Raw genomic sequence first — 24,263 nt, forward strand, 5'->3', positions numbered from 1 at the left:
AGCGACGCGAGCCTCCCATGACTGCAACGAACGCCCCGATCCTGATCACCGGCGCCGGCCAGCGTGTCGGCCTGCATTGCGCCCATCGCCTGCTGGACGAGGGTCAACCGGTTATTTTCAGTTACCGCAGCGAACGCCCCGGCGTGCAGGCCTTGCGCGAACGCGGCGCGATCGGCATCTTCGCTGACTTCTCCAGCGAGGCCGGGGTGCTGGCGTTTATCGCGCAAGTGCACACCCGCACTCAAAGCCTGCGCGCGATCATTCATAACGCCTCGGCCTGGATCGCGGAAACCCCGGGTGATGAAAGCCGCGCGTTTATCGACATGTTCAATGTGCACATGCTTGCGCCGTACCTGATCAACCTGCATTGTTCACCTTTGCTGCAACGCTCTTCACCCGCCGATATCGTGCATATCAGCGATGACGTGGTGCGCAAGGGCAGCCGCCAGCACATCGCCTATTGCGCCACCAAGGCCGGGCTCGACAGCCTGACCCTGTCGTTCGCCGCGCAGTTCGCGCCGCGGATCAAGGTCAACGGCATTGCGCCGGCCATGGTGATGTTCAACGAGGGTGATGACGCGGCCTATCGCGCCAAAGTCCTGGCCAAATCGGCACTGGGCATCGAGCCCGGCCCCGACGTGATCTACCAGAGCGTGCGTTACCTGTTGGATAACCCTTATGTCACCGGTACCACCCTGACCGTCAATGGCGGGCGGCATATCAAGTAAGCCGTTTTGAGGATGTTGTATGACCTTTTCCCTGCCCCACCATTACCGCGAGATCCTCATGGGCCTGGGCGAAGACCCGGAACGCGAAGGCTTGCTCGATACCCCCAAGCGCGCCGCCAAAGCCATGCAATACCTGTGTCATGGCTACGAGCAGAACCTGGAAGAGATCGTCAATGGCGCGCTGTTCGCCTCCGACAATGACGAGATGGTGATCCTCAAGGACATCGAGCTGTATTCGCTGTGCGAGCACCACCTGCTGCCCTTTATCGGCAAAGCCCATGTGGCGTATATCCCGACCGGCCGCGTGCTGGGCCTGTCGAAGCTGGCGCGCATCGTCGACATGTTCGCCCGACGCCTGCAGATCCAGGAAAACCTCACGCGGCAAATCGCCGATGCGATCCAGGAGGTCACCCAGGCCGCTGGCGTGGCCGTGGTGATCGAGGCCCAGCACATGTGCATGATGATGCGCGGCGTGGAGAAACAGAATTCAACCATGAACACCTCGGTGATGCTCGGCGCGTTTCGCGAGTCGAACACCACGCGCATGGAGTTCCTGCAACTGATTGGACGGAGCAAGTAGCAATGCCACAACTTCAACCAGGCATGGCGCGCATCCGGGTCAAGGACCTGTGCCTGCGTACCTATATCGGCATCAATGAGGACGAAATCCTCAATAAGCAGGACGTGCTGATCAACCTGACCATCCTGTATGCCGCCCAGGAAGCCGTGCGCGACAACGACATCGACCACGCGCTGAACTACCGCACCATCACCAAGGCCATCATTGCCCATGTGGAGGGCAACCGCTTTGCCCTGCTGGAGCGCCTGACCCAGGAACTGTTGGACCTGGTGATGAGCAACGCATCGGTGCTGTATGCCGAAGTCGAAGTGGACAAGCCCCACGCGCTGCGGTTTGCCGAGTCGGTGTCGATAACGTTAGCTGCAAGCCGCTAGCTATAAGCTGCAAGCTAATGGCCAACCCCATTCCAACTTGCAGCTTGAAGCTCACCCGCTTGAAGCTGCCTCGAAGAGCTCCACTATGAACGATCAACAACGCCTCGAACTCGAAGCCGCTGCCTTCCGCCGACTGGTAGCGCATCTGGACAGCCGCAAGGACGTGCAGAATATCGACCTGATGAACCTCGCCGGCTTCTGCCGCAATTGCCTGTCCAAGTGGTACAAGGCCGAGGCCGATGAGCGCCAGATCGAGCTGAGCCTCGATGACGCCCGTGAAGTGGTGTACGGCATGCCGTACGCCGAGTGGAAAGCCCAATACCAGAAAGAAGCCAGCGCCGAGCAACAGGCCGCGTTCGCCCAAGGAAAACCCCATGACTGATCTGAACACTCTGCGCGCCAGCCTTAACAGTGGCGAGCACGTTTTTGCCGATACCCTGGCGTTTGTCGCGGCCGGTTACGATTACCAGCCCCAAGCGTTCACCAATGGCAACGTGGAAAACGCCGCTTTGCAGAACGAAGGTTCGTGCAAGACCCTGGGATTGGCCCTGCTGGAAGGCTTGAGCGATCAGGAAGCGCTGCTGGCGTTTGGGGAGCACTACCGTGCGGTGGTGGCCACGCCGGAGGGCAGTGACCATGGCAATATTCGCGCGTTGATGGCCCATGGGTTGGCCGGGGTGAAATTTGCGGCACCGCCCCTGACGCGCAAGTCCTGAGTCAGATGCAGGTAATAGACTTGCCCAGATAGGGTCAGGTCAGCCAACTATTCTGCAGCGGGTACATCTGCATCGGGGGCAAGCCCCCTCCCACAAATCTGATCGGGTCCATGCCTCCACAATGCGCCAAGCTGAAGGCAAACGCAGATTCAGTGTGGGAGGGGGCTTGCCCCCGATAGCGGTGTCCAAAAAAAACCGGCCTCGCAGCCGGTTTTTTTATATGGGCACTTTAGAACGCAGCGTCCTTCAAACCGTCGAGGTAACGCTCGGCATCCAGGGCCGCCATGCAACCGGCGCCGGCCGAGGTGATGGCCTGACGGTATACATGGTCAGCCACGTCACCGGCGGCGAAGATACCTTCGATGTTGGTGGCGGTGGCGTTGCCTTCACGGCCGCCCTGTACCACCAGGTAACCGTCCTTGGCTTCCAATACGCCTTCGAACAGCGAAGTGTTCGGGGTGTGGCCGATGGCGATGAACACACCGTCGACTTTCAGCTCGTCGAAGCTGCCGTCGTTGTTTTTCAGGCGAGCACCGGTCACGCCCATATTGTCGCCCAGGACTTCGTCCAGGGTGGCGTTGAGCTTGAGGATGATTTTGCCTTCGGCGACGCGGGCGTGCAGCTTGTCGATCAGGATCTTTTCGGCACGGAAGGTCTCACGACGGTGGATCAGGGTCACGGTGCTGGCGATGTTGGCCAGGTACAGCGCCTCTTCCACGGCAGTGTTGCCGCCACCAACCACGGCGACCGGCTTGTTACGGTAGAAGAAACCGTCGCAGGTGGCGCAGGCGGACACGCCCTTGCCCATAAACGCTTCTTCCGACGGCAGGCCCAGGTAACGGGCGCTGGCACCGGTGGCGATGATCAGGGCATCACAGGTGTACACGCCGCTGTCGCCGGTCAGGCTGTAAGGCTTCTTCGAGAAATCGACCTGGTTGATGTGGTCGAAAACAATTTCGGTCTCAAAGCGCTCGGCGTGTTCTTTCATACGCTCCATCAGCGCCGGGCCGGTCAGGCCGTGGACGTCGCCCGGCCAGTTGTCGACTTCGGTGGTGGTGGTCAGCTGACCGCCCGCCTGCATGCCGGTGATCAGCAGCGGCTTGAGGTTGGCGCGGGCCGCATAGACGGCAGCGCTGTAACCGGCAGGGCCGGAACCGAGAATAATCACTCGCGAATGACGGGTATCAGACATGACTCGCTCCTATCGACCGCCCGAACCACAAGACGGCTGGAATAAAAAAAGGACTGCGAAGCACTTGGGGAAGGCTTGAACTCGCAGATCCTGAAAAATAATGGGTGCAGCGTATAGAGGGGGGCAAGATTAAGGAAATACGGATTAACAATCCAGCTCATAGGCGGTCTCTATGCAGTCGACGCCCTTGATCGACGCGTTTGTTACCTTTGATGTCGTCGCGCTGACCACGCTTTCGCCCTGAAGACAAAGCCGGTAAGGTCGGCGCGTTCGTCATTCTGCTCGGAGTTCGTCATGCCCGCCCCTGTACTTTCCGGCCCGCAATACCTGCGCGAGGGCCTCAAACTGGTGTTGAGCCCCGGCCTGCGTTTGTTTGTGCTGCTGCCGCTGGCGATCAACCTGATCTTGTTCGTCGGCCTGATCTATTTTGCCGGCCATCAGTTCAGCCTCTGGGTCGACCACTTGATGCCGACCCTGCCCAGTTGGCTGAGTTTTCTCAATTATCTGCTGTGGCCACTGTTTGTGGTGCTGGTGGTGCTGATGGTGTTTTTCACCTTCACTATGCTCGCCAACATCATCGCGGCGCCGTTCAATGGCTTCCTGGCGGAGAAGGTCGAAGTGGTGGTGCGGGGCACCGATGACTTCCCGCCCTTCAGTTGGGGCGAACTGATCGCCATGGTTCCCCGCACCCTGGCCCGGGAAATGCGCAAGCTGGGTTACTTCCTGCCACGGGCCATCGGCCTGTTTATCCTGTCGTTCATTCCGGTGGTCAACCTGGTCGCCGCACCGCTGTGGCTGCTGTTCGGCGTATGGATGATGGCGATCCAGTACATCGACTACCCGGCGGACAACCACAAACTGGGCTGGAACGAAATGCTCGCCTGGCTGCGGCAGAAACGCTGGCAGAGCATGAGCTTCGGCGGCGTCGTCTATCTGGTGCTATTGGTGCCGGTGGTCAACCTGCTGATGATGCCGGCGGCGGTGGCCGGCGCAACGCTGTTCTGGGTACGTGAACAAGGGGCCGAGGCCATGGCGCAGCAACACAAAGCGACACCCGTCATAAATCCATCATCCCGATGACACATTGACGACATGGCCCACAGTGAGACTGTGGGTCATGACGACAGCTTCGCTTCACATCACCCTGATTACCGAAACCTTCCCGCCAGAGATCAACGGGGTGGCCAATACCCTCGGCCGCTTGTGCGATGGTTTGCGCGCCCGTGGCCATCAAGTCGAACTGGTGCGCCCACGCCAGAGCGTTGACCAGAGCCGCCCGAGCGACGCCCAATTGCTACTGTGTCGTGGCTGGCCGCTGCCAGGTTATCCGGGGCTGCAATGGGGCCAATCGTCGATGCACAAGTTGCTACGACGCTGGACACGTCAGCGCCCGGATGTGCTGTACATCGCCACCGAAGGCCCCTTGGGGTTGTCGGCGTTGCGCGCGGCGCGGCGTTTGGGGATCAGCGTGGTCAGTGGTTTCCACACCAATTTCCAGCAGTACTCGAACCAATATGGTCTGAGCCTGTTAAGCCGGATGGTCACCCACTATCTGCGCTGGTTCCATAACCGTTCCAGCTTGACGCTGGTGCCCAGCGCCAGCCAACGCCTGGAACTGGAACGCCGGCATTTCGAGCGCCTGGGCATGCTGTCGCGCGGAGTCGACAGCCAACTCTTCCACCCGGCCAAACGCGACAATGCACTGCGCGACAGTTGGGGGTTGGGCAACGAGGATGTGGCGGTGCTGCATGTCGGGCGACTGGCCCAGGAAAAAAACCTCGGGTTGCTCAAACGTTGCTTCGAGTCCTTGCAGACCACTTATCCACAGCGCCGACTGAAATTAATCATCGTCGGCGACGGCCCACAGCGGCCTCAACTGGAGCGCGACCTCCCGGACGCAATCTTCTGCGGCACCCAGCGCGGCGAGACCCTGGCCAGGCACTATGCCTCGGGGGACCTGTTCCTGTTTCCGAGCCTCACAGAAACCTTCGGCAATGTTGTGTTGGAAGCCATGGCCTCAGGATTGGGCGTGGTGGCGTACGATCAGGCGGCCGCGACCCAGCACATCCGCCATGGCTATAACGGTGTGCTGGCGATGCCTGGAGATGAGGACGCGTTTTGCGATGCGGCCAACTGGCTACTCGAAGAACGCGAAAGTTTGCGCAGGGCACGCTTGAATGCACGCCAGCATGCGAGCCGCCAAGGCTGGCCGGCGATCATTGAGCAGTTCGAGCGCCAATTGCGCGGTGTCTGCGAGGGCGGGCACCTGGCACCCGCCCTGTCGCCGCTTACACCAGGGTCGTCAACGCCTCACGACTGAACGGCAGGATGTCGGCTTCGCGGCCTTCGCGCACCTTGACGGCCCAATCCGGGTCCACCAGCAGCGCACGACCTACGGCAACCAAGTCGAACTCATCGTTGTTCAGACGCTCCAGCAGTTTTTCCAGGCTGGCCGGTTGGGCGACCTTGTCGGTGTTGACCATGAATTGCAGGAACTCGCCATCCAAGCCGACGCTGCCGACGGTGATGGTGGGTTTACCGGTGAGCTGGCGAGTCCAGCCGGCCAGATTAAGGTCGGAACCTTCGAACTCCGGCTCCCAAAAACGCCGCGTGGAGCAGTGGAAAATATCCACACCCGCGTCAGATAGCGGCTTGAGAAACTCACCCAGCGCTTCGGGGGTTTGTACCAGGCGTGCGGTGTAGTCCTGTTGTTTCCACTGGGAGAAACGGAAGATGATCGGAAAGTCCGGGCCCACAGCGGCGCGGGTCGCTTGGATCAGCTCGATGGCGAACCGCGAGCGGTTGGCCAGGCTGCCGCCGTACTCGTCGGTGCGCTGGTTGCTGCCTTCCCAGAAGAACTGGTCTACCAGATAGCCGTGGGCGCCGTGGATTTCCACGCCGTCCATGCCGATACGTTGCGCGTCTTTGGCCGCTTGGGCGAAGGCGGCGATGACGTCCTGGATGTCCTGGGCGGTCATGCCGTGGACGACCACGTTGCCATCCTTGAGTTTTTCCATCGGGCCGTAGGCCGGTACGCTAGCGTCTGGCTCGGTGCCTATGCGGCGTACGCTGCCTACATGCCACAACTGCGGGACAATCTTGCCACCCTCGGCGTGCACGGCGTCCACCACTTTCTTCCAACCGGCCAGAGCAGCTTCGCCATAGAAATGCGGGACGTTCGGGTAGCCGTTGGAGGCTTTATGACCCACCACGGTGCCTTCGGTAATGATCAGACCCACGCCTGCGGCGGCACGGCGGCGGTAATACTCGACAACCTTGGCATTAGGCACGCCGCCGGGCGAGAACGAACGGGTCATCGGCGCCATGACCACACGGGTCGGCAAGTGCAGCGCACCGAGCTGGAACGGTTTGAACAAGGCTTGGGCAGGCATGGGAGCACTCCACGAAGGGCTGGATTTATGATGCGGATAATATGGCCAGCACCGTGTGTGGAGTAGCACTATTGATCTGAGTGATTAAGGCTTAGAAACGCCGAACACCTGCAGGCGCAAACATGCTTGCGCCCACAGGTGAGGGGGATCAGGACAAGGCTTTTTCGATGGCCTGAATGACCGTCGGATCATCGGGCGCCGTGCGCGGCGAGAAGCGCGCAAGCACGCGGCCATCTTTACCCAGCAGGAATTTTTCGAAGTTCCAGGTGATATCCCCAGGAAACTCAGCACCCTCGCCCGCCAGCAGGCGGTACAACTGGTGACGCTCAGGGCCATTCACGTCGAGTTTGCTACCCAGGGGGAAGGTCACGCCGTAGTTCAGGCTGCAGAACGCGCGGATTTCTTCCTCGCTGCCGGGTTCCTGGCCGGCAAACTGGTTGCACGGCAGGCCCAGCACGGTAAATCCGCGGCCTTTGTACTGTTGGTAGAGGTTTTCCAACGCCGCATATTGCGGGGTCAAACCGCACTTGGACGCAACGTTGACCACCAGCACAACTTGCCCCTTGAAAGGCGCCAGCGGCAGCTCCTGTCCGTCTAAAGCTTTGAGTTTCAGGTCGTGGAAAGCACTCATGACGAACTCCAGATATCCCATGTTCTATGCATTGCGGCTGTTCGAGAGTACAGACCGCAAGCCTGCAATCATAGACGGCGATTAAAAAACCCGCCTGCGGGTTACTGAGCGGTCGGCCACGGCAAAATCGGAATCGCCGTGACGGCATTCTGCGGGCTGCCCTCGATCAGGCGGTCGCTGTAGACCAGGTACACCAGGGTATTGCGCTTCTTGTCGAGGAAACGCACCACCTGCATGGTCTTGAACACCAGCGAGGTGCGCTCCTTGAACACTTCGTCGCCATCCTTGAGTTCGCCCTTGAAGCGGATCGGCCCAACCTGACGGCAGGCGATCGAGGCTTCGGCGCGGTCTTCGGCCAGACCAAGGCCGCCTTTCACGCCGCCGGTCTTGGCGCGCGAGAGGTAGCAGGTCACGCCGTCGACCTTGGGGTCATCGAACGCTTCGACCACAATCCGGTCATTGGGGCCGACGAACTTGAACACCGTCGACACCTGGCCAACTTCCTCGGCAGACGCCAGCAGCGGCATGGCCAACAGCAGGCCGAGCAATCCTTTCATTACGCGCATCGTGTATTCCTTTGGTTAAACCAGGATCAGGTTATCGCGGTGCACCAGTTCCGGCTCCGCCATGTAACCCAATAGACCGACAATCGCGTCGGACGGCTGCCCGATGATTTTTTGCGCTTCCAGAGCGCTGTAGTTGGCCAGGCCGCGGGCGATCTCACGACCGTCCGGCGCCACGCAGACCACCATCTCGCCACGGCGGAAGCTGCCCTGCACTTGCTTGACGCCAACCGGCAACAAGCTTTTGTTGCCTTGGGACAACGCCGCCACAGCGCCGTCGTCCAGCACCAGGGTGCCACGGGTTTGCAAATGCCCCGCCAGCCACTGCTTGCGCGCCGCCAACATGCCGCGCTCCGGCGACAGCAACGTGCCGATGCGCTCGCCGGCCTTGAGACGGTCCAGCACGCGCTCCAAGCGCCCGCCGACGATAATGGTGTGCGCGCCGGAACGCGCCGCCAGGCGCGCAGCGCGCAGCTTGGTCTGCATGCCGCCACGGCCCAAAGCACCGCCGACACTGCCGGCCACGGCATCGAGCGCCGGGTCATCGGCGCGCGCTTCGTAAATAAGCTGGGCATCGGGGTTGTTGCGCGGGTCGGCGTCGAACATGCCGTCGCGGTCGGTGAGGATCACCAGCAGATCGGCTTCCACCAGGTTGGCCACCAGGGCGGCCAGGGTGTCGTTGTCGCCGAAGCGGATTTCGTCGGTGACCACGGTATCGTTCTCGTTGATCACCGGGATCACCTTGAGCTCCACCAGGGCGCGCAAGGTGCTGCGGGCGTTCAGGTAGCGTTTGCGGTCGGACAGGTCGTCGTGGGTCAGCAGGATCTGCGCGGTGTGACGGCCGTGCTCGGCAAAGCTGGATTCCCAGGCTTGCACCAGGCCCATCTGGCCGATGGCGGCCGCCGCCTGCAGCTCGTGCATCGCGCTGGGTCGCGCGGTCCAGCCGAGGCGGCTCATGCCGGCGGCAACCGCCCCGGACGACACCAGTACCAATTCAACACCGGCCTCATGCAAGGCCACCATCTGCTCGACCCAGACGCTCATGGCTGCGCGATCGAGCCCCTTGCCATCCGCCGTCAGCAGCGCACTGCCGATCTTTACGACCCAGCGCTGCGCGCCTGTCACTTTGCTCCGCATCATCTTCAACCTTAGAGTGAGGGCTGCGCGACCCAGCGCGGCCCATAACGTTATTCGTGGCTACTTTAAAGACTACAGATACCAAAACGCCGCTCAAGTGAGCGGCGCTTAAGTTTACTGCAACGAATCAGTCGCGCACGTAAATGATTTCCGGACCGTCTTCGTCATCCACGTCTTCTTCGTCCCAATCATCGTCGCCGATGTCGTGGACCGACTTCACGCCGCTACGGCGCAGGGCACGCTGGTCATCCAGGGCCTGCAGTTGGGCGCGCGCTTCGTCTTCGATACGCTGGTCGAGCTCGGCCAGTTCGGCCTTGAACACTGGATCGGCCGCCAGGCGGTCGGCGCGGTCTTCCAGGTAGCGCATGATGTCGCGGGTCAGGCGCTCGGTGCCTTCTTTGGCGATGGCCGAGATCACATAGACCGGACCGGTCCATTCCAGGCGATCAACGATTTCCTTGACGCGTTCCTCGTGTTCTTCTTCGAGGATCTGGTCGCACTTGTTCAGCACCAGCCAACGATCACGCTCGGCCAGGGAGGGGCTGAACTTGGTCAGCTCGCTGACGATCACTTCGGCGGCGTCTGGTGCACTGGTGTCATCCAGCGGTGCCATGTCGACGAGGTGCAGCAGCAACCGGGTGCGGGACAAGTGCTTGAGGAAGCGAATACCCAAGCCAGCACCGTCGGAAGCGCCTTCGATCAGGCCGGGAATGTCGGCGATCACGAAGCTTTTCCAGCGGTCAACGCTGACCACGCCCAGGTTAGGTACCAGGGTGGTGAACGGGTAGTCGGCGACTTTCGGCTTGGCGGCCGATACCGAGCGGATAAAGGTACTCTTGCCAGCGTTCGGCAGGCCCAGCAGACCCACGTCCGCTAGTACTTTCATTTCCAGCTTGAGGTCACGCTGCTCGCCCGGCTTGCCCGGCGTAGTCTGGCGCGGCGCACGGTTGGTACTGGATTTGAATCGGGTGTTACCCAAACCGTGCCAGCCGCCCTGTACCACCATCAGTTTCTGACCGGCCTTGGTCAGGTCGCCGATCACTTCCTGGGTCGCCGAGTCGATGATCGTGGTGCCTACGGGTACGCGCAGGACCAGGTCTTCACCCTTCTTACCGGTGCAGTCGGTGCTGCCGCCGTTGGAGCCACGCTCGGCATCGAAGTGCCGGGTGTAACGGTAGTCGACCAGGGTGTTGAGGTTTTCGTCGGCCATCATGTAGATGGAACCGCCGTCACCGCCGTCGCCGCCGTTGGGGCCACCGTTTTCGATGAATTTTTCGCGACGGAAACTCATGCAACCGTTACCGCCGTCGCCTGCTTTTACTCGGATGGAAACTTCATCAACGAACTTCATAACAAAACGCCTCTCGTCGCATGGACGAGCTTAAGAAACCAAGACATAAGACTCTTGCAAAAATGAGCGCAGCGACCTCAAGCAACATCCGCAAAATCCGCTGCTCTTGCCCATCACAAACAGCTTTGCAAGAGACTCACTCCACAAACGAAAAAGCCCCGTCGCAAGACAGGGCTTTTCCAGCGATCTCGCAATTAAGCTGCGACAACGCTCACGTAACGGCGGTTGAACGCGCCTTTTACTTCAAACTTGATCACGCCTTCGATTTTAGCGAAGAGGGTGTGATCTTTACCCATGCCAACGCCGTAGCCAGCGTGGAATTGGGTGCCGCGCTGACGCACGATGATGTTGCCCGGAATGATTTTCTGGCCGCCATACATCTTCACGCCAAGGCGTTTGGCTTCTGAGTCGCGACCGTTACGGGTACTACCACCAGCTTTTTTGTGTGCCATGAGTCAATTCTCCTAGTGAGGAATTAGGCTGAAATTAAGCCTGAATACCGGTGATTTTGATCTCGGTGTACCACTGGCGGTGGCCCATACGCTTCATGTGGTGCTTACGACGACGGAACTTGATGATGCGGACTTTATCGTGACGACCTTGGGAGATCACTTCAGCCACAACGGTAGCGCCAGCAACGACTGGAGCGCCGATGTTCACGTCATCGCCATTGGCGACCAACAGAACGCGATCAAAAGTCACGGATTCGCCGGTAGCGATTTCCAGTTTTTCGATCTTCAGGTATTCACCTGGGGCGACCTTGTATTGCTTGCCACCAGTAACAATTACTGCGTACGACATGGTATTTCTCCGATAATCCTGCTCACCCAGCGCTTTATAAGAAGAGGTATTGGCTGGCATGGCTGCATGGGATGGACGTCCCGAATGCAATTGCGTAAGGCAGGTGCTGCCCAGGAAGTTCAGGGTGCGCGATTGTACGCAAGGTAAATGGGTGTTGCAAGAGGCCGTCCATCGCGCCTTGACACTGCGGGGCCTGGGTCCTAGCATGCCGCGCAACCCTTCTGGAGCGACTGTCGCTGATGCAACCCCAAGCTTTCTACCGCGCGGTCGCGGACGATTTTAGCGCCGTCGACGGCATCATCAAGCAGCAGCTGACATCTAAAGTGCCGCTGGTCTCCAAAATTGGCGACTACATTACGTCGGCCGGCGGCAAACGCCTGCGTCCTTTATTAGTGTTGCTGTGCGGCAAGGCCCTGGGCCGCGAAGGCGATGACCTGCGCCTGCTGGCCGCCACCATTGAATTCCTGCACACCGCCACCCTGCTGCATGACGACGTGGTCGACATGTCCGGCATGCGCCGTGGCCGCGAGACCGCCAATGCCATGTGGGGCAACGCGCCCAGTGTGCTGGTGGGTGACTTCCTGTATTCGCGCTCGTTCGAAATGATGGTCGAGCTGGGCTCGATGCCGGTGATGAAAATCCTGTCCCAGGCCACGCGCATCATCGCCGAGGGCGAAGTGCTGCAACTGTCCAAGGTGCGCGACGCCAGCACCACCGAAGAAACCTATATGGAAGTGATTCGCGGCAAAACCGCGATGCTCTTCGAGGCCTCCACCCACAGCGCCGCCGCGTTGTGCGGCGCGACCGCCGAGCAGGCCGAAGCCTTGCGTACGTTCGGCGATCATCTGGGCGTGGCATTCCAGTTGGTGGACGATTTGCTCGACTACCGTGGCGACGCCGAAACCCTGGGCAAGAACGTCGGCGACGACCTGGCCGAAGGCAAGCCCACCCTGCCACTGATCTACACCATGCGCGAAGGTACGCCGGAGCAGGCTGCCCTGGTGCGCAAAGCCATCCAGAAAGGCGGGATCGAAGACCTCGAAAGCATCCGTGAGGCCGTCGAGGCGTCTGGTTCGCTGGAATACACCGCGCAACTGGCCCGTGACTACGTAGCCCGTGCCATCCAGTGCCTGGACGCCCTGCCCGCCAGCGAATACCGGGACGCCCTGGTTGAGCTGAGTGAGTTCGCGGTAGCCCGTACGCACTAAGTCATTCCAATGTGGGAGGAGCTTGTCTCCTTCCACATTTAGATTTCATTCAACCTGTAAGACCATAAATCCCTATACAATGTGCGACTTTAGCCATCCTGACCTTTAAGGAGCGCAAGTGAGCACTTTGCCACCCTGCCCGAAATGCAATTCCGAATTCACCTACGAAGACGGCACTCAACTGATCTGCCCGGAATGCGCCCATGAGTGGTCCGCCAATGGCGAGACCGAAGCAGCCGGCGATGAAACCGTTAAGAAGGACTCCGTGGGCAACGTGCTGCAGGACGGCGACACCATCACCGTGATCAAAGACCTCAAGGTCAAGGGCACCTCGCTGGTGGTAAAAGTCGGCACCAAGGTGAAGAACATTCGCCTGTGCGACGGCGACCACGATATCGATTGCAAGATCGACGGCATCGGCCCGATGAAACTCAAGTCCGAGTTCGTGCGCAAAGTCTGAATCTGCTGCTTCCATCCCGCGCCCGCCGCGGGATGGCGTTTCGCCCTCTGCGTTGATCGAACGCAATGCCCCTTCAGAAAAAACAGAAAATCGCCAATAGGCACTTGCTATTCAGCGAATAAGAATTATTCTCATTGAAACTCATCAAGGAGAATTGACCATGACTTATTTGATCGACGCCTGGCTGGATCGCCCACACCCTTACCTGCGGATCCTGCATCGGGAAACCGGCGAAGTCTGCGCGGTGCTTGAAGAAGAAGCATTGAATGAACTGCAAGACCAGGGCGACCTGGACGTCAACGGCCTGAGTTCGAGCGAACCCGGTGTGCTCAAAGAGGTGGTGCGTAACCTGTTTCTGTTCTGCTATGCCCGAGCCTTGCGCCCGACCACTGAGCTCAATGGCAAGTTTCATCCATGAGCTACGCCACCCAACACTGTAGGAGCGAGCAAACTCGCTCCTACAGGTGATCAGCCAACAGTCTTACAGAACGTCGAGCAGCTCGACGTCAAACACCAGAACACTGTGCGGCGGGATGCTGCCAACGCCTTGAGCGCCGTAAGCCAGCTCGCTCGGCACGTACAGGCGCCATTTGCTGCCGGCATTCATCAGTTGCAGAGCTTCGGTCCAACCGGCGATCACGCCGCCGACCGGGAATTCGGCTGGCTGGCCACGCTCGTAGGAGCTGTCGAACACCGTGCCGTCGATCAGGGTGCCGTGGTAGTGGGTACGCACTTGGTCTTCACGGGTCGGCTTGGCGCCGTCGCCCTGGGTCAGCACTTCAAATTGCAGGCCGGAAGCCAGGGTGGTGATGCCTTCGCGCTTGGCGTTTTCAGCCAGGAAGGCCAGGCCGGCACCGGCGGCCGCTTCAGCCTTGGCAGCTGCTTCAGCTTGCATGACTTCGCGGATCACCTTGAAGCTGGCAGCCATTTGTTCCTGATCAACACGGCTTGGCTTGCCCGCGAAAGCGTCGGTCAGGCCGGCCAGGATTGCGTCCAGGCTCACGCCCGGTGGCGGGTTGTCGCGCAGTTGGTCGCCCAACTGACGGCCGATACCGTAGCTGACGCGGGTTTCGTCGGTGGACAGATTAACTTCGGACATGAAGAGGCTCCGCTGTAGGACGGTACTGAAAACACTGTCTCCCGCACCGCCCAAAACTAAAAGGGCCCGCAGACTAGCACAGAATATATGCCCTCGATGAGCCTTCGCGGCATGCCGACATCGTACCGCTGGTCGCTGTACAAGACTGTGTGTCGGGTTTTATGAATAAACGTTTCAGGTTCTCGTCCGCCTGCCGATACAACCCTTCTCAACTTGGCTGGCTCAAACAACAACACCGTCCAGCAGACAAATCACTTTTGCGGAGCATTCGATGAACAGCTGGTTCGGTAACATCAGCGTCAACCTCAAACTCGGCCTGGGCTTCGGTCTGGTGCTGGTCCTTACGTCCATCCTGGCCTTCACTGGCTGGACCAGCCTCGGCAGCCTGATCAACCGCAGTAACTGGATGAGCGATATCACCCAGCTCAATGCATCACTGACCAAACTGCGCATCGTGCGTTTGCAGTACATGCTGGCCAACGGCGACGAAGCCGTGGCGCAGAATGTGCAGACCAGCCTGGATGCGTTCGCCGCGCAACAGCAGAAGCTGCTGGACAGTTTCAAGAGTCCGGAAAACGTTAAGCTGCTGACCGACCAGAAGGCCGTGATCACCGCCTATCAGCAGTCCCTGAACAAAATGCGCGAGGCTTACCGCAACGGCAACGCTTCACGCCAGGTCATGGGCGACAAGGCCGACATTGCCAACGCTCAGATCGAAGCACTGGACACCAATGTGCAGCAGATGCCGGACAGCCCGGAACGCTTCACGCAGTTCCAGGCATTGACCAATGCCAAACAGCAATTCCTGTTAGCGCGCTACGAAGTGCGCGGCTATACCAACAACGTCAACCCTGACACTGAAGCCCGTGCCGCGGCACAAATCGAGAAAGCCATCACCGGCTTGAAAGGCTTGAGCGCGGTGTTCGGCAGCAGCCAGCAAAGCGCATTGACCGCCCTTGAAACCGCGCTGAGCGCCTATCGCAGTGCCGTGCAGAACTACAAGGCCGCCAACGCCAACATCGTCGCCGCCCGGGCCGAGATGACCACCCAGGGTGCCGATATCGTCACCATCAGCGACAAGCTCTACGACATTCAGCTTGAGCGCCGCGACGCCGAAAGCGCCCAGGCCCGCAGCCTGCAATTGATCAGCACCTTGCTGGCACTGCTGGTTGGCATCATCGCCGCGCTGGTGATTACCCGCCAGATCACCCGCCCGATCCAGGACACCCTGGCCGTAGTGGAACGTATTGCCTCCGGTGATTTGAGCCATAACATCCAGGTCACCCGTCGCGACGAACTGGGCGTACTGCAACAAGGCATCCAGCGCATGGGTACGACCTTGCGTGAACTGATCAGCGGGATTCGTGACGGCGTCACGCAAATCGCCAGCGCCGCCGAAGAGTTGTCGGCCGTGACCGAGCAAACCAGCGCCGGCGTGAATAGCCAGAAAATCGAGACCGACCAGGTTGCCACCGCGATGCACGAGATGACCGCCACCGTGCAGGAAGTGGCGCGCAACGCCGAGCAGGCCTCCCAAGCCGCGTCCGATGCCGATGGCCAGGCCCGTGAAGGCGACAAGGTGGTGGCCGAGGCGATCGCCCAGATCGAGCGACTGGCCGCCGAAGTGGCACGCTCCACCGACGCCATGACGCACCTGCAGCAGGAGAGCAACAAGATCGGCAGCGTCATGGACGTGATCAAGGCTGTGGCCGAACAGACCAACCTGCTGGCCCTCAACGCCGCCATCGAAGCAGCGCGTGCCGGTGAAGCCGGTCGTGGGTTTGCGGTGGTCGCGGACGAAGTACGTGGCCTGGCCCAGCGCACACAGAAATCCACCGAAGAAATCGAAGGTCTGGTGGCCGGTTTACAGAACGGCACCCAACAAGTGGCCACGGTGATGAACAACAGCCGCAGCCTCACCGACAGCAGCGTGGAACTGACCCGCAAAGCCGGAGTGTCGCTGGAGAACATCACGCGGACGGTGTCCAACATTCAATCGATGAACCAGCAGATCGCGGCTGCCGCCGAAGAACAGAGCGCCGTGGCCGAAGAGATCAGCCGCAGCATCGTCAACGTACGGGATGTATCGGAACAGACCGCCACCGCCAGTGAGGAGACCGCCAAATCCAGCGTGGAACTGGCCCGACTGGGCAGCCAGTTGCAGCAGATGGTGAGTCACTTCCGGGTATAAGAAACCAAAAAGCCGCCTCGGCATACACCGAGGCGGCTCCGCTTTTCAGACCTTAGCGGTCATCGAAGCTGTCTCGCAGGAACTTCCATACGTGATAAGCACGCAGGCAGTTCACTACGAGGTTCCACATACGTCGTGCAAACTTAGACATACTCGGCCCTCCGTGAGTTGGGCCTTACCTCCAGCGCACTTACCGGAACATGTGGGCCTTCGGATGCACGTCAGTGCTCCTGTGAGGCGGCCAGGTTTAAGGTCCTCGTGCGTGAATCCGGCACGGGTTGCAAGCCCGTGGCAGTCGGTCCAAATATCTGCGCGCGAACCCAGCCAACCTCTTCACGATGATGCAGAACGGGGGCGATACTAGCTCACCCCTCCGCGCCAAGGTGTGACGAGAAACCGCCATTTACCCTTAAAAGTTGTTGCCGTTTTTTGCAGATATGAACGCGGAAAACTGGCGTCTACGGCATCCTCAAAAGGTGTTGCATAAAGCCTTGAAGCCGCAGTAGTATCGCCAGCACGTCAGTGCTCCTGTGAGCCGCAGCCCTGGCCGCAAACCGGGACTGCAAAAAAACCGTCTTAACCAAGACGGTTTTTTATTGCCTGCGATTTACCGCTCAGCCCTCGCCCTCCTCCACAAACACCAGCCGATTGCCGAACGGGTCCTTGATGCTCATCTCCCGCGAGCCCCATGGCGTTTCCTCGACCCCTGGCTTAGCGTAGCGATAATTTTTGGCCAACAATTGCTGCTGATAACCGTCCACGCCTTGTGCCTGGATACGCACAGCGGCGCCAGGCGAGGCATCGCCATGGTGCTCGGACAGATGCAGCACACACTCGCCCAGTGACACTTGCAGGTACAACGGATAATTGGCCTCGAAACGGTGCTGCCAATCCACCTTGAAACCCAGGAAGTCGACGTAGAATTCCAAGGCCTTGGCCTCGTCGAAAATCCGCAGGATGGGGGTGACTTTTCCTAAGTGCATGGCGCTCGCTCCGTGTATGAAGGCGCCCACTATAAAGACGAAAAGCCACCGCGCAAATCCCCGCTGCGCGCCAGGAAGCGACCCGGTCGTTGACCGTTGGCCTGCCCATCGTGGTAGCTCAAAACGCCGTTGACCCACACCCCCTCAATGCCTTCTGCCGCCCGCTGCGGCGCTTTGAAATCGGCCACGTCGCGCACCCGCAGAGGATCGAACAACACCAGATCTGCCCAGTGCCCTTCACGAATTTGACCGCGCTCCGACAAACCAAACCGCGCCGCCGACAAGCCCGTCATTTTGTGTACCGCCGTATGCAGTGGGAACAGCCCCACATCCCGGCTGAAGTGCCCGAGCACCCGTGGGAACGCACCCCACAGGCGCGGATGGGGGAATGGGTCTTCCGGCAAGCCGTCGGAGCCCACCATCGACAACGGATGCGCGAGGATGCGCCGCACATCTGTCTCATCCATGCCGTAGTACACCGCCCCCGCCGGTTGCAGGCGACGTGCTGCGTCGAGCAGCGAAACGTCCCACTCGGCGGCAATGTCCTGCAAGTCGCGCCCACCCATGGACGGGTGCGGCGTCGACCAGGTGATGGTGATGGGGAAAGCATCGGTGACTTGCTTGAGGTCCAGGGTCGAGGAACTGGCGGCGTAGGGGTAGCAATCGCAGCCCACCGGATGGGTGTTCGCGGCGTGTTCCAAGGACGCCAGCAACTGCGGACTACGCCCCCAGTTACCCGCGCCGGCACATTTGAGGTGGGAAATGATCACCGGCGCCTGGGCATGCCGACCGATCAGGAACGCCTCGTCCATGGCCTCCAGCACCGGTTCGAATTCGCTGCGCAAATGGGTGGTGTACACCGCGCCGAAGGCGGTGAGTTCTTCGCTCAGTTGCAGCACCTCATCGGTCTCGGCGTTGAACGCGCTGGCGTAGGCCAGACCGGTGGACAAACCCAGAGCGCCCGCCTCGAGGCTTTCCTTCAACTGCGCGCGCATGGCCGCAATTTCCGCCGGGCTGGCCGTGCGGTACAGGTCATCCAGATGGTTGCTGCGCAGCGCCGTGTGGCCGATCAGCGCCGCGACATTGACTGCCGGCTGGGCGTTTTCCACCGCCTGGCGGTAGTCGGCAAAGCGCGGGTAGGCAAAGGCGTCGCGCCGACCCAGCAGGTTCATCGGGTCCGGAGGATCGCCGCGCAGGCTGACCGGCGCGGCGCTGATGCCACAGTTGCCGACGATCACCGTAGTCACGCCCTGGCTCAGTTTGGGCAGCATCTGCGGTTGGCGGATCACCACGGTGTCGTCATGGGTGTGCACGTCGATAAACCCTGGTGCCAGCACGCGGCCGGTAGCCTCGATGTGATGCTCGGCCACGGCAGCCGACAGGTCACCGATCGATTCGATGCGCCCGGCCAACAGTCCTACATCGGCGACATATCCCGGGGTGTTGCTGCCATCGATAATCAGCGCCTGGCGGATCAACGTGTCGTACTTCATTTCAATCTCCAAGCGGTAAGGCATCGGGGCCGCCGCGGTAGTCGTCCAGGGCCAGCTTGATGCGGCGCAAGCGCTCCTGGTTATCGTCCGGCATGGCCAGCGCCAGCTCGGTGGCGAGCAGGTCAATGGCCAACAGCATGCCGTAGCGCGCCGCCGTGGGTTTGTAGATAAAACTGGTTTCGGCCGGTTGCAGCGGCAGCACGACGTCGGCCATGCGCGCCAAAGGAGAGTCGGCGAGGGTGATGGCGATAACGCGTGCGTCGTAGTTGCGCGCCAGTTCCACCACATCGAGCAACTCGGGCGTCAGGCCGGTCAGCGAGCAGACGATCAATACATGCTGCGGGCCCAGCGTGGCGGCGGTGACGCGCATCATCACCGGGTCATGACAGGCCGCAATCGGAAAACCCAGGCGCACCAGGCGTACTTGCAACTCGTCGCTGCACAGGCTCGACGGCCCGCCCATGCCAAACGCGTGCACCATACGCGCCCGGCTCAACAGGCTGACGGCATCAGCGAAACCTGCCTGCTCGAAGCCCGACAGGTGCTGACGCAGAGTAGCTTCGATATCCCCCAGGATCTGCCGGTGAAACGCCGACTGCTCCGGTGTGCCCGCCGGGTCCAGGAAGCGACTGCCGACGCCGCTGGCCTGGGCCAATTGCAGGCGCAAATCGCGCAGGTCGCGACACCCCACACTGCGGGCAAAGCGCGACAAGGTGGCGGTGCTGACCTCCGCCCGTTGGGACAACGCTTCCAGGCTGGCCGACGCAGCAAACCCCACGTCTTCCAGCATCAGCCGGGCGATGCGCCCTTCGCCGGCGCTGAAGGACGCCTGGCGGGCGCGGATCTGGTAGAGGATGTCCATGGCGTCTCCGAATTACAGCAGGCAGGCCAGACCATAGGTCAGACCGAAGGCAACCACCGAAATCAGGGTCTCCAGCACGGTCCAGGTCTTGAAGGTCTGGATCACCGTCATATTGAAGTATTCCTTGATCAGCCAGAAGCCGCCGTCATTGACGTGGGAAAAGATCACCGAACCGGCGCCGGTGGCCAGCACCAATAATTCCGGGTGTGGATAACCCAGGCCCAGGGCCACCGGCGCCACCACACCGGAGGCGGTGGTCATGGCCACTGTCGCCGAGCCAGTGGCGATGCGCATCAATGCGGCGAACAACCAGCCCATCACCAACGGCGACAGGTGGAAGGCATGGGCCAGGCCAAGAATCTCGTTGGTCACGCCGGCATCCACCAGGATGCGATTCAAACCGCCACCCGCACCCACCAGCAGCGTAATGCTGGCGGTCGGTGCCAGGCATTCGTTGGTAAATTTGAGGATCGACTCGCGATTGAAGCCTTGAGCCAGGCCCAGGGTCCAGAAGCTCACCAGGGTCGCCACCAGCAGCGCGATCACCGAGTTACCGATAAACAACAGGAACTGGTTGAACCCCGTGCCCGGCGTGGAAATCACATTGGCCCAACCGCCGATCATCATCAGTACCACCGGCAACAGAATGGTGGCCATGGTCAGGCTAAAACTCGGGAGGCGGCTACGCGGTTCGCGCTCGATAAACTGGCGCTCCAACGGGTTTTCCGCTGGCAGGTGGATACGCGGGACGATGTACTTGGCGTAGACGGGACCGGCAATGATCGCCGTCGGAATGCCGATCAGAATCGCATACAGCACGGTCTGCCCCACCGACGCGTTGTACGCCAGCACCGCCATCATCGCCGCCGGGTGCGGCGGCACCAGCGCATGCACCACCGACAACCCGGCCACCATCGGCAAACCGACCATCAGGATCGACACCCCCACGCGCCGCGCCACTGTAAAGGCGATGGGCACCAACAACACAAAGCCCACCTCGAAAAACAGCGGCAGCCCCACCAGGAACGCGATACACACCATGGCCCAATGCGCGTTGCGCTCGCCGAAACGATGGATCAACGTGCGCGCCACCTGCTCGGCGCCGCCGGACTCGGCCATCATCTTGCCAAGCATCGTGCCCAGTGCCACCACCAGGGCGATGTGCCCCAGGGTTTTGCCTACGCCCGCTTCATAGGACCCCATGATGGTGTCCGCCGGCATGCCGGCCATCAGCGCTAGGCCGATGGACACCAGAGTGATAACGATGAACGGGTTGAGTCGGTAACGTGCAATCAGCACGATCAAAGCAATGATGGCGATGGCAGCGTATGCCAACAGCCCGAAGCCCGGTGATGCGGCCATGCGGTACTCCTCGGAAAGGGTCACGTCGAATTGGTTGTGAAAGTCATAAATCATTTCCGCACGGCATTTTCAAACTGCATGAAAGTAACTTTCGTCCACGGATAAGCGCTGTCGCCATCGGGCATGCCCGGCGCCATCGGATGAAAATCAGGGGGGTGTTCTTACATGAGGATCGGACGCTGCCGGAAACTCAAACCGCGCCGTTGGGTCTTAGAATGCGCATCCACTCATGCCCAGGAAAATCGATGATGATTCGTAGCTCTCTCGCCACCGGCGCCGTGCTTCTGGCTTTGTGCGGCCACGCATCGGCTGCCGATAACGCGGCGCTGGAAAAATGCATGGACAGCGCCACCACCACGTTCGACATGGTCACCTGCAACACCAAAGCGGCCAAGGTTCAGGACGAGCGCCTGAACCGCGCCTACAAAACCGCCCTCGCCGCCCAGGAAGGCCCGCGTAAACAGCAACTGCAGGACGTGCAGCGCCTGTGGATAAAGTATCGCGACGCTAATTGCGCCTTCGCCGGTTCGGCAACCGGTGGTTCCATCGATCGGGTCAACGGCTCCGGCTGCGTGCTGGACATGACCCAGACCCGCGCCCAGGAACTCGAAGACCTGGTCGGGCCATAACCCTCACTCAGAGTTGAAGATCAGTCATGATGCACCCGCGCGCGCTTGAGCAGTTTCTTGCAGCGCTCGGACAAATGCAGCACCCGCAGGTGCTTGCCGGCCTTGCTGTAGCGCTCGCGCAAGGTCATCAACGCGGCAATCGCGGAATAATCGACGAAGCTCAGGTGACGACAATCCAGCGTCACCTGGGCCGGGTCGTTGGCCGGGTCGAACTGGTTCAGAAACGGCGTGGTCGAGGCGAAGAACAAGGTGCCGTGCAGGCGATAGAGCTTGCTGCCGTCGGCTTCCAGGTGTTCATCGGCATACAACTCGCGGGCCTGTTGCCAGGCGAAATTCAGCGCTGCAATCACGATCCCGCACAGCACGGCGGTGGCCAGGTCGGTGAACACGGTGATCACCGTCACCGCGATAATCACCAGTACGTCGTTGAGCGGCACTTTATTGATCACCCTCAGCGACGCCCAGGCGAAAGTCTGCTGCGACACCACGAACATCACCCCCACCAGCGCCGCCAACGGGATCCGCTCGATCAGCGGTGACAGAAACAGAATGAACAACAGAATCATCACCCCGGCAAACACCCCGGAAAAACGCCCGCGCCCGCCGGAGCTGAGGTTGATCACAGTTTGCCCGATCATCGCGCAACCACCCATGCCGCCGAACAGACCCGAGACCATATTCGCCGCGCCCAGGGCCACGCTTTCGCGGTCGGGGTAGCCACGGGTTTCGGTGATTTCGTCGGTGAGGTTGAGGGTCAGCAGGGTTTCCAGCAGACCGACCATGGCCATCAGGAACGCGTAGGGCGCGATGATGCCCAGGGTTTCCAGGGTCCAGGGAATCTGCGGCAGCGCAAAGCTCGGCAAGCCGCCGGCGATGTGGGCCATGTCGCCCAGGGTGCGCGTCGGCAAACCCAGCAGGTACACCGCCAGGCCCACGCCGAGGATCGCCACCAGCGCTGGCGGCACTGCGCGGGTGATGCGCGGCAACACATAGACAATCGCCATGGTCACCAGCACCAGGCCGGCCATCACATACAACGGCGTACCGCTGAGCCAGGCTTCACCGTTCTTGAAGTGTTCCAACTGCGCCAAGGCAATGATGATCGCCAGGCCGTTGACGAACCCCAGCATCACCGGGTGCGGCACCATGCGCACCAGTTTGCCCAGGCGCAACAGGCCGAAGGCAACCATGATCAGCCCGCCCAGCAGCACGGTGGCGAGCAAATAGTCCACGCCGTGCTGCACCACCAGCGCGACGATCACCACGGCCATCGAACCGGCCGCCCCCGACACCATCCCCGGCCGCCCGCCGAACAGCGCCGTGAGGGTGCAGATGATAAAAGCGCCGTACAGGCCCATCAGTGGGTTGAGGTGAGCGACCAGAGCAAAGGCGATGCACTCGGGCAGCAACGCAAAGGACGTGGTGAGGCCGGCCAGGGTATCGGCGCGCAGACGGGTGAGGTTCATGAAGTACCAAGGTATTGCGGGGAATAAGGCCGGGAATGGTACGGAATTGAGCGGGGTGGGGCTAGTCTTGAAGGCCGAGTGGGGCCGATCGGGGGCAAGCCCCCTCCCCCATGACTGTGGGAGTCGAATCAGCAGGCATACCGCGCCAGCTTGGCCTGGATAAAGTCCAGGAAGCACTGGATGCGCAGCGCCAACTGGGAGTTGCGATAAAACACCGCGTGGATCGGTTGGCGGTAGCCGCTGTAGAACGTTTCCAGCAGCGGCACCAGGCGCCCGGCGTCGATATCGTCGAAGGTCATGAAGTTCGACAGGCACGCTATGCCTTGCCCCTCCAATGCCAGGTGACGCAGGGTCTCGCCACTGGAAGCGGCGATGCTCGGCTGAATCAACCAGCGGTCGCCTGCCGCGTGGCGCAACGGCCAGTGGTTGAGGGTTTCGGTCTGGGTGAAGCCCAGCAAGGTGTGGCTCGCCAGTTCAGCGACCGTGCGCGGGGTGCCGTGGCGTTCCAAATAGTCGGGGCTGGCGAGGATATGCAACGGCGTGCAGCCCAAGGAACGCGCATGCAGGCTCGAATCGGCCAATGCACCGATGCGAATCGCAATGTCGGTGCTCTGTTCCAGCAGGTCGATGATCAGGTCATCGCTGTTGAGCTCCAGCTGGATCTGCGGGTACAGGCGGCGGAATTCGGCGATGTACGGAATGATCCCGTGCAGCATGAACGGCACCGCCGCGTTGATGCGCAAGCGCCCGGCCGGTGTTTGCTGGCGCGAGGACAAGCGTTCTTCCAGCTCATCCATCTGCGCCAGGATCACCTTGGCCTGCTCGAAGAAGTATTTGCCCTCTTCGGTCAGGTCCATGCGTCGCGTGGTGCGGTTGATCAGCGTGGTGTCGAGCTTGGCTTCCAGGCGCGACAAGGTCCGGCTGACCGCCGACGGCGTCTGCCCGGCCTGCTCCGCCGCCGCGGAAATCGAACCGCACTCGATCACGCTGACAAAGATCTGTAGTTCATCGGACCGGGCTTTCACGGGCGCTCCTCTCTCATCTA

The 24,263-nt window shown here is 60.8% G+C and carries 27 protein-coding genes and 1 pseudogene; 13 read left to right on the forward strand and 15 right to left on the reverse strand.

The genetic code is table 11. The features are described 5' to 3' along the window. Positions 1 to 17: 17 nt before the first annotated feature. From folM to HRH33_RS22505, 5 genes are all read left to right on the forward strand, one after another. Entirely contained in the window at positions 18 to 728 is a 711-nt protein-coding gene (folM, locus tag HRH33_RS22485; protein WP_034115062.1) for a dihydromonapterin reductase, read from the forward strand. A 19-nt stretch (positions 729 to 747) separates the two neighbouring features. Next, a complete protein-coding gene (folE, locus tag HRH33_RS22490; RefSeq protein ID WP_034100547.1) occupies positions 748 to 1,308 on the forward strand; it encodes a GTP cyclohydrolase I FolE in 561 nt (186 codons plus the stop codon). Positions 1,309 to 1,310: 2 nt separating this feature from the next. Then, the gene (gene folX / locus HRH33_RS22495) at positions 1,311 to 1,682 is read left to right on the forward strand and encodes a dihydroneopterin triphosphate 2'-epimerase (protein WP_034100548.1); all 372 of its coding nucleotides are present in this window, start codon (positions 1,311 to 1,313) and stop codon (positions 1,680 to 1,682) included. 85 nt (positions 1,683 to 1,767) lie between these two features. Next, positions 1,768 to 2,064, forward strand: a complete 297-nt coding sequence (locus tag HRH33_RS22500) for a DUF1244 domain-containing protein (RefSeq protein ID WP_034139261.1) — start codon at positions 1,768 to 1,770, stop codon at positions 2,062 to 2,064. After that, the gene (locus tag HRH33_RS22505) at positions 2,057 to 2,398 is read left to right on the forward strand and encodes a HopJ type III effector protein (RefSeq protein WP_167416595.1); all 342 of its coding nucleotides are present in this window, start codon (positions 2,057 to 2,059) and stop codon (positions 2,396 to 2,398) included. The genes HRH33_RS22500 and HRH33_RS22505 overlap by 8 nt, the downstream gene beginning before the upstream one ends. A 229-nt stretch (positions 2,399 to 2,627) precedes the next feature. On the opposite strand, the gene trxB is transcribed toward HRH33_RS22505, so the two are convergent. Beyond that, entirely contained in the window at positions 2,628 to 3,590 is a 963-nt protein-coding gene (trxB, locus tag HRH33_RS22510; protein ID WP_034100551.1) for a thioredoxin-disulfide reductase, read from the reverse strand. A 294-nt stretch (positions 3,591 to 3,884) separates the two neighbouring features. On the opposite strand from trxB, the gene cysZ reads away from it, so the two are divergent. Then, a complete protein-coding gene (cysZ, locus tag HRH33_RS22515) occupies positions 3,885 to 4,670 on the forward strand; it encodes a sulfate transporter CysZ (RefSeq protein WP_034115065.1) in 786 nt (261 codons plus the stop codon). Positions 4,671 to 4,707: 37 nt separating this feature from the next. Further along, a complete protein-coding gene (locus tag HRH33_RS22520; RefSeq protein WP_034100553.1) occupies positions 4,708 to 5,910 on the forward strand; it encodes a glycosyltransferase family 4 protein in 1,203 nt (400 codons plus the stop codon). Here HRH33_RS22520 and HRH33_RS22525 read toward each other — a convergent pair. From HRH33_RS22525 to rplU, 7 genes are all read right to left on the reverse strand, one after another. Then, positions 5,879 to 6,982, reverse strand: coding sequence for an NADH:flavin oxidoreductase (locus HRH33_RS22525; protein WP_094065555.1), 1,104 nt, complete (start codon positions 6,980 to 6,982; stop codon positions 5,879 to 5,881). The two genes, HRH33_RS22520 and HRH33_RS22525, sit on opposite strands and share 32 nt — an antisense overlap. A gap of 148 nt (positions 6,983 to 7,130) precedes the next feature. After that, on the reverse strand, positions 7,131 to 7,613 hold the full coding sequence (locus HRH33_RS22530; RefSeq protein WP_034115067.1) for a glutathione peroxidase: 483 nt from the start codon (positions 7,611 to 7,613) through the stop codon (positions 7,131 to 7,133). Between the two features lie 101 nt (positions 7,614 to 7,714). Next, the gene (locus HRH33_RS22535; protein ID WP_034100556.1) at positions 7,715 to 8,179 is read right to left on the reverse strand and encodes a CreA family protein; all 465 of its coding nucleotides are present in this window, start codon (positions 8,177 to 8,179) and stop codon (positions 7,715 to 7,717) included. Between the two features lie 15 nt (positions 8,180 to 8,194). Continuing rightward, positions 8,195 to 9,313, reverse strand: coding sequence for a glutamate 5-kinase (gene proB / locus HRH33_RS22540; RefSeq protein WP_034139267.1), 1,119 nt, complete (start codon positions 9,311 to 9,313; stop codon positions 8,195 to 8,197). Positions 9,314 to 9,440: 127 nt separating this feature from the next. Further along, entirely contained in the window at positions 9,441 to 10,664 is a 1,224-nt protein-coding gene (gene cgtA, locus HRH33_RS22545; RefSeq protein WP_024077369.1) for an Obg family GTPase CgtA, read from the reverse strand. A 194-nt stretch (positions 10,665 to 10,858) separates the two neighbouring features. Beyond that, positions 10,859 to 11,116: a 50S ribosomal protein L27 gene (gene rpmA, locus HRH33_RS22550; RefSeq protein ID WP_003176049.1), complete on the reverse strand. Its 258-nt coding sequence runs from the start codon at positions 11,114 to 11,116 to the stop codon at positions 10,859 to 10,861. Between the two features lie 34 nt (positions 11,117 to 11,150). Beyond that, positions 11,151 to 11,465: a 50S ribosomal protein L21 gene (gene rplU / locus HRH33_RS22555; RefSeq protein ID WP_003176051.1), complete on the reverse strand. Its 315-nt coding sequence runs from the start codon at positions 11,463 to 11,465 to the stop codon at positions 11,151 to 11,153. Between the two features lie 239 nt (positions 11,466 to 11,704). Here rplU and HRH33_RS22560 point away from each other — a divergent pair, with 239 nt between their 5' ends. The 3 genes from HRH33_RS22560 to HRH33_RS22570 all read left to right on the forward strand — a co-directional run bounded on the left by HRH33_RS22560 (position 11,705) and on the right by HRH33_RS22570 (position 13,551). Further along, entirely contained in the window at positions 11,705 to 12,673 is a 969-nt protein-coding gene (locus HRH33_RS22560) for a polyprenyl synthetase family protein (RefSeq protein WP_034139268.1), read from the forward strand. 118 nt (positions 12,674 to 12,791) lie between these two features. Beyond that, the gene (locus tag HRH33_RS22565) at positions 12,792 to 13,133 is read left to right on the forward strand and encodes a zinc ribbon domain-containing protein YjdM (RefSeq protein ID WP_034100559.1); all 342 of its coding nucleotides are present in this window, start codon (positions 12,792 to 12,794) and stop codon (positions 13,131 to 13,133) included. A 160-nt stretch (positions 13,134 to 13,293) separates the two neighbouring features. Further along, positions 13,294 to 13,551 carry a PA4570 family protein gene (locus HRH33_RS22570; protein WP_024077374.1) on the forward strand — a complete coding sequence of 86 codons (258 nt, stop codon included), beginning with the start codon at positions 13,294 to 13,296 and terminating at the stop codon, positions 13,549 to 13,551. 63 nt (positions 13,552 to 13,614) lie between these two features. On the opposite strand, the gene bamJ is transcribed toward HRH33_RS22570, so the two are convergent. Continuing rightward, the gene (bamJ, locus tag HRH33_RS22575) at positions 13,615 to 14,232 is read right to left on the reverse strand and encodes a BamJ family beta-barrel-assembly machinery protein (RefSeq protein WP_034100560.1); all 618 of its coding nucleotides are present in this window, start codon (positions 14,230 to 14,232) and stop codon (positions 13,615 to 13,617) included. 406 nt (positions 14,233 to 14,638) lie between these two features. Between bamJ and HRH33_RS26820 the strand changes: the two are divergent. After that, positions 14,639 to 15,568 (forward strand): annotated as a pseudogene (locus HRH33_RS26820) (methyl-accepting chemotaxis protein); the annotation flags it as partial. Beyond that, a complete protein-coding gene (locus tag HRH33_RS26825; RefSeq protein ID WP_371918507.1) occupies positions 15,560 to 16,423 on the forward strand; it encodes a methyl-accepting chemotaxis protein in 864 nt (287 codons plus the stop codon). The pseudogene HRH33_RS26820 and the gene HRH33_RS26825, both read left to right, overlap by 9 nt. A gap of 614 nt (positions 16,424 to 17,037) precedes the next feature. On the opposite strand, the gene HRH33_RS22585 is transcribed toward HRH33_RS26825, so the two are convergent. Genes HRH33_RS22585 through HRH33_RS22600 form a run of 4 tightly spaced genes read right to left on the reverse strand, consistent with a single transcriptional unit; the run spans position 17,038 to position 21,123 of the window. Next, the gene (locus tag HRH33_RS22585) at positions 17,038 to 17,406 is read right to left on the reverse strand and encodes a glyoxalase superfamily protein (RefSeq protein WP_034139273.1); all 369 of its coding nucleotides are present in this window, start codon (positions 17,404 to 17,406) and stop codon (positions 17,038 to 17,040) included. Between the two features lie 29 nt (positions 17,407 to 17,435). Next, positions 17,436 to 18,899 carry an N-acyl-D-amino-acid deacylase family protein gene (locus HRH33_RS22590; protein WP_167416594.1) on the reverse strand — a complete coding sequence of 488 codons (1,464 nt, stop codon included), beginning with the start codon at positions 18,897 to 18,899 and terminating at the stop codon, positions 17,436 to 17,438. Position 18,900: 1 nt separating this feature from the next. Further along, positions 18,901 to 19,761 carry a MurR/RpiR family transcriptional regulator gene (locus HRH33_RS22595; RefSeq protein ID WP_167416593.1) on the reverse strand — a complete coding sequence of 287 codons (861 nt, stop codon included), beginning with the start codon at positions 19,759 to 19,761 and terminating at the stop codon, positions 18,901 to 18,903. Between the two features lie 12 nt (positions 19,762 to 19,773). Then, positions 19,774 to 21,123, reverse strand: a complete 1,350-nt coding sequence (locus HRH33_RS22600) for a GntT/GntP/DsdX family permease (protein ID WP_236216837.1) — start codon at positions 21,121 to 21,123, stop codon at positions 19,774 to 19,776. Positions 21,124 to 21,371: 248 nt separating this feature from the next. Between HRH33_RS22600 and HRH33_RS22605 the strand changes: the two genes are divergently transcribed. Continuing rightward, the gene (locus tag HRH33_RS22605; protein ID WP_034100626.1) at positions 21,372 to 21,752 is read left to right on the forward strand and encodes a lysozyme inhibitor LprI family protein; all 381 of its coding nucleotides are present in this window, start codon (positions 21,372 to 21,374) and stop codon (positions 21,750 to 21,752) included. Between the two features lie 20 nt (positions 21,753 to 21,772). On the opposite strand, the gene HRH33_RS22610 is transcribed toward HRH33_RS22605, so the two are convergent. After that, complete coding sequence (locus HRH33_RS22610) at positions 21,773 to 23,218, reverse strand: SulP family inorganic anion transporter (RefSeq protein WP_167416592.1); 1,446 nt, start codon at positions 23,216 to 23,218, stop codon at positions 21,773 to 21,775. Between the two features lie 128 nt (positions 23,219 to 23,346). Then, entirely contained in the window at positions 23,347 to 24,243 is an 897-nt protein-coding gene (locus HRH33_RS22615; protein WP_034100570.1) for a LysR family transcriptional regulator, read from the reverse strand. Positions 24,244 to 24,263 lie beyond the last annotated feature (20 nt).

This window comes from Pseudomonas rhodesiae, from assembly GCF_013285305.1.
Taxonomy (GTDB): domain Bacteria; phylum Pseudomonadota; class Gammaproteobacteria; order Pseudomonadales; family Pseudomonadaceae; genus Aquipseudomonas; species Aquipseudomonas rhodesiae.

Bases quoted from the DNA above. Each gene is read 5' to 3' on its own strand.
- cysZ (WP_034115065.1), top strand. From the start codon at position 3,885: ATGCCCGCCCCTGTACTTTCCGGCCCGCAATACCTGCGCGAGGGCCTC.
- HRH33_RS22535 (WP_034100556.1), bottom strand. From the start codon at position 8,179: ATGCGCGTAATGAAAGGATTGCTCGGCCTGCTGTTGGCCATGCCGCTG.
- HRH33_RS22520 (WP_034100553.1), top strand. From the start codon at position 4,708: ATGACGACAGCTTCGCTTCACATCACCCTGATTACCGAAACCTTCCCG.
- HRH33_RS22600 (WP_236216837.1), bottom strand. From the start codon at position 21,123: ATGGCCGCATCACCGGGCTTCGGGCTGTTGGCATACGCTGCCATCGCC.
- proB (WP_034139267.1), bottom strand. From the start codon at position 9,313: ATGCGGAGCAAAGTGACAGGCGCGCAGCGCTGGGTCGTAAAGATCGGC.
- HRH33_RS22500 (WP_034139261.1), top strand. From the start codon at position 1,768: ATGAACGATCAACAACGCCTCGAACTCGAAGCCGCTGCCTTCCGCCGA.
- HRH33_RS22505 (WP_167416595.1), top strand. From the start codon at position 2,057: ATGACTGATCTGAACACTCTGCGCGCCAGCCTTAACAGTGGCGAGCAC.
- cgtA (WP_024077369.1), bottom strand. From the start codon at position 10,664: ATGAAGTTCGTTGATGAAGTTTCCATCCGAGTAAAAGCAGGCGACGGC.
- bamJ (WP_034100560.1), bottom strand. From the start codon at position 14,232: ATGTCCGAAGTTAATCTGTCCACCGACGAAACCCGCGTCAGCTACGGT.
- rplU (WP_003176051.1), bottom strand. From the start codon at position 11,465: ATGTCGTACGCAGTAATTGTTACTGGTGGCAAGCAATACAAGGTCGCC.
- HRH33_RS22560 (WP_034139268.1), top strand. From the start codon at position 11,705: ATGCAACCCCAAGCTTTCTACCGCGCGGTCGCGGACGATTTTAGCGCC.
- HRH33_RS22610 (WP_167416592.1), bottom strand. From the start codon at position 23,218: ATGAACCTCACCCGTCTGCGCGCCGATACCCTGGCCGGCCTCACCACG.
- rpmA (WP_003176049.1), bottom strand. From the start codon at position 11,116: ATGGCACACAAAAAAGCTGGTGGTAGTACCCGTAACGGTCGCGACTCA.
- folE (WP_034100547.1), top strand. From the start codon at position 748: ATGACCTTTTCCCTGCCCCACCATTACCGCGAGATCCTCATGGGCCTG.
- folX (WP_034100548.1), top strand. From the start codon at position 1,311: ATGCCACAACTTCAACCAGGCATGGCGCGCATCCGGGTCAAGGACCTG.
- HRH33_RS26825 (WP_371918507.1), top strand. From the start codon at position 15,560: ATGGGTACGACCTTGCGTGAACTGATCAGCGGGATTCGTGACGGCGTC.
- HRH33_RS22605 (WP_034100626.1), top strand. From the start codon at position 21,372: ATGATTCGTAGCTCTCTCGCCACCGGCGCCGTGCTTCTGGCTTTGTGC.
- HRH33_RS22570 (WP_024077374.1), top strand. From the start codon at position 13,294: ATGACTTATTTGATCGACGCCTGGCTGGATCGCCCACACCCTTACCTG.
- HRH33_RS22525 (WP_094065555.1), bottom strand. From the start codon at position 6,982: ATGCCTGCCCAAGCCTTGTTCAAACCGTTCCAGCTCGGTGCGCTGCAC.
- HRH33_RS22585 (WP_034139273.1), bottom strand. From the start codon at position 17,406: ATGCACTTAGGAAAAGTCACCCCCATCCTGCGGATTTTCGACGAGGCC.
- folM (WP_034115062.1), top strand. From the start codon at position 18: ATGACTGCAACGAACGCCCCGATCCTGATCACCGGCGCCGGCCAGCGT.
- HRH33_RS22595 (WP_167416593.1), bottom strand. From the start codon at position 19,761: ATGGACATCCTCTACCAGATCCGCGCCCGCCAGGCGTCCTTCAGCGCC.
- HRH33_RS22530 (WP_034115067.1), bottom strand. From the start codon at position 7,613: ATGAGTGCTTTCCACGACCTGAAACTCAAAGCTTTAGACGGACAGGAG.
- HRH33_RS22590 (WP_167416594.1), bottom strand. From the start codon at position 18,899: ATGAAGTACGACACGTTGATCCGCCAGGCGCTGATTATCGATGGCAGC.
- trxB (WP_034100551.1), bottom strand. From the start codon at position 3,590: ATGTCTGATACCCGTCATTCGCGAGTGATTATTCTCGGTTCCGGCCCT.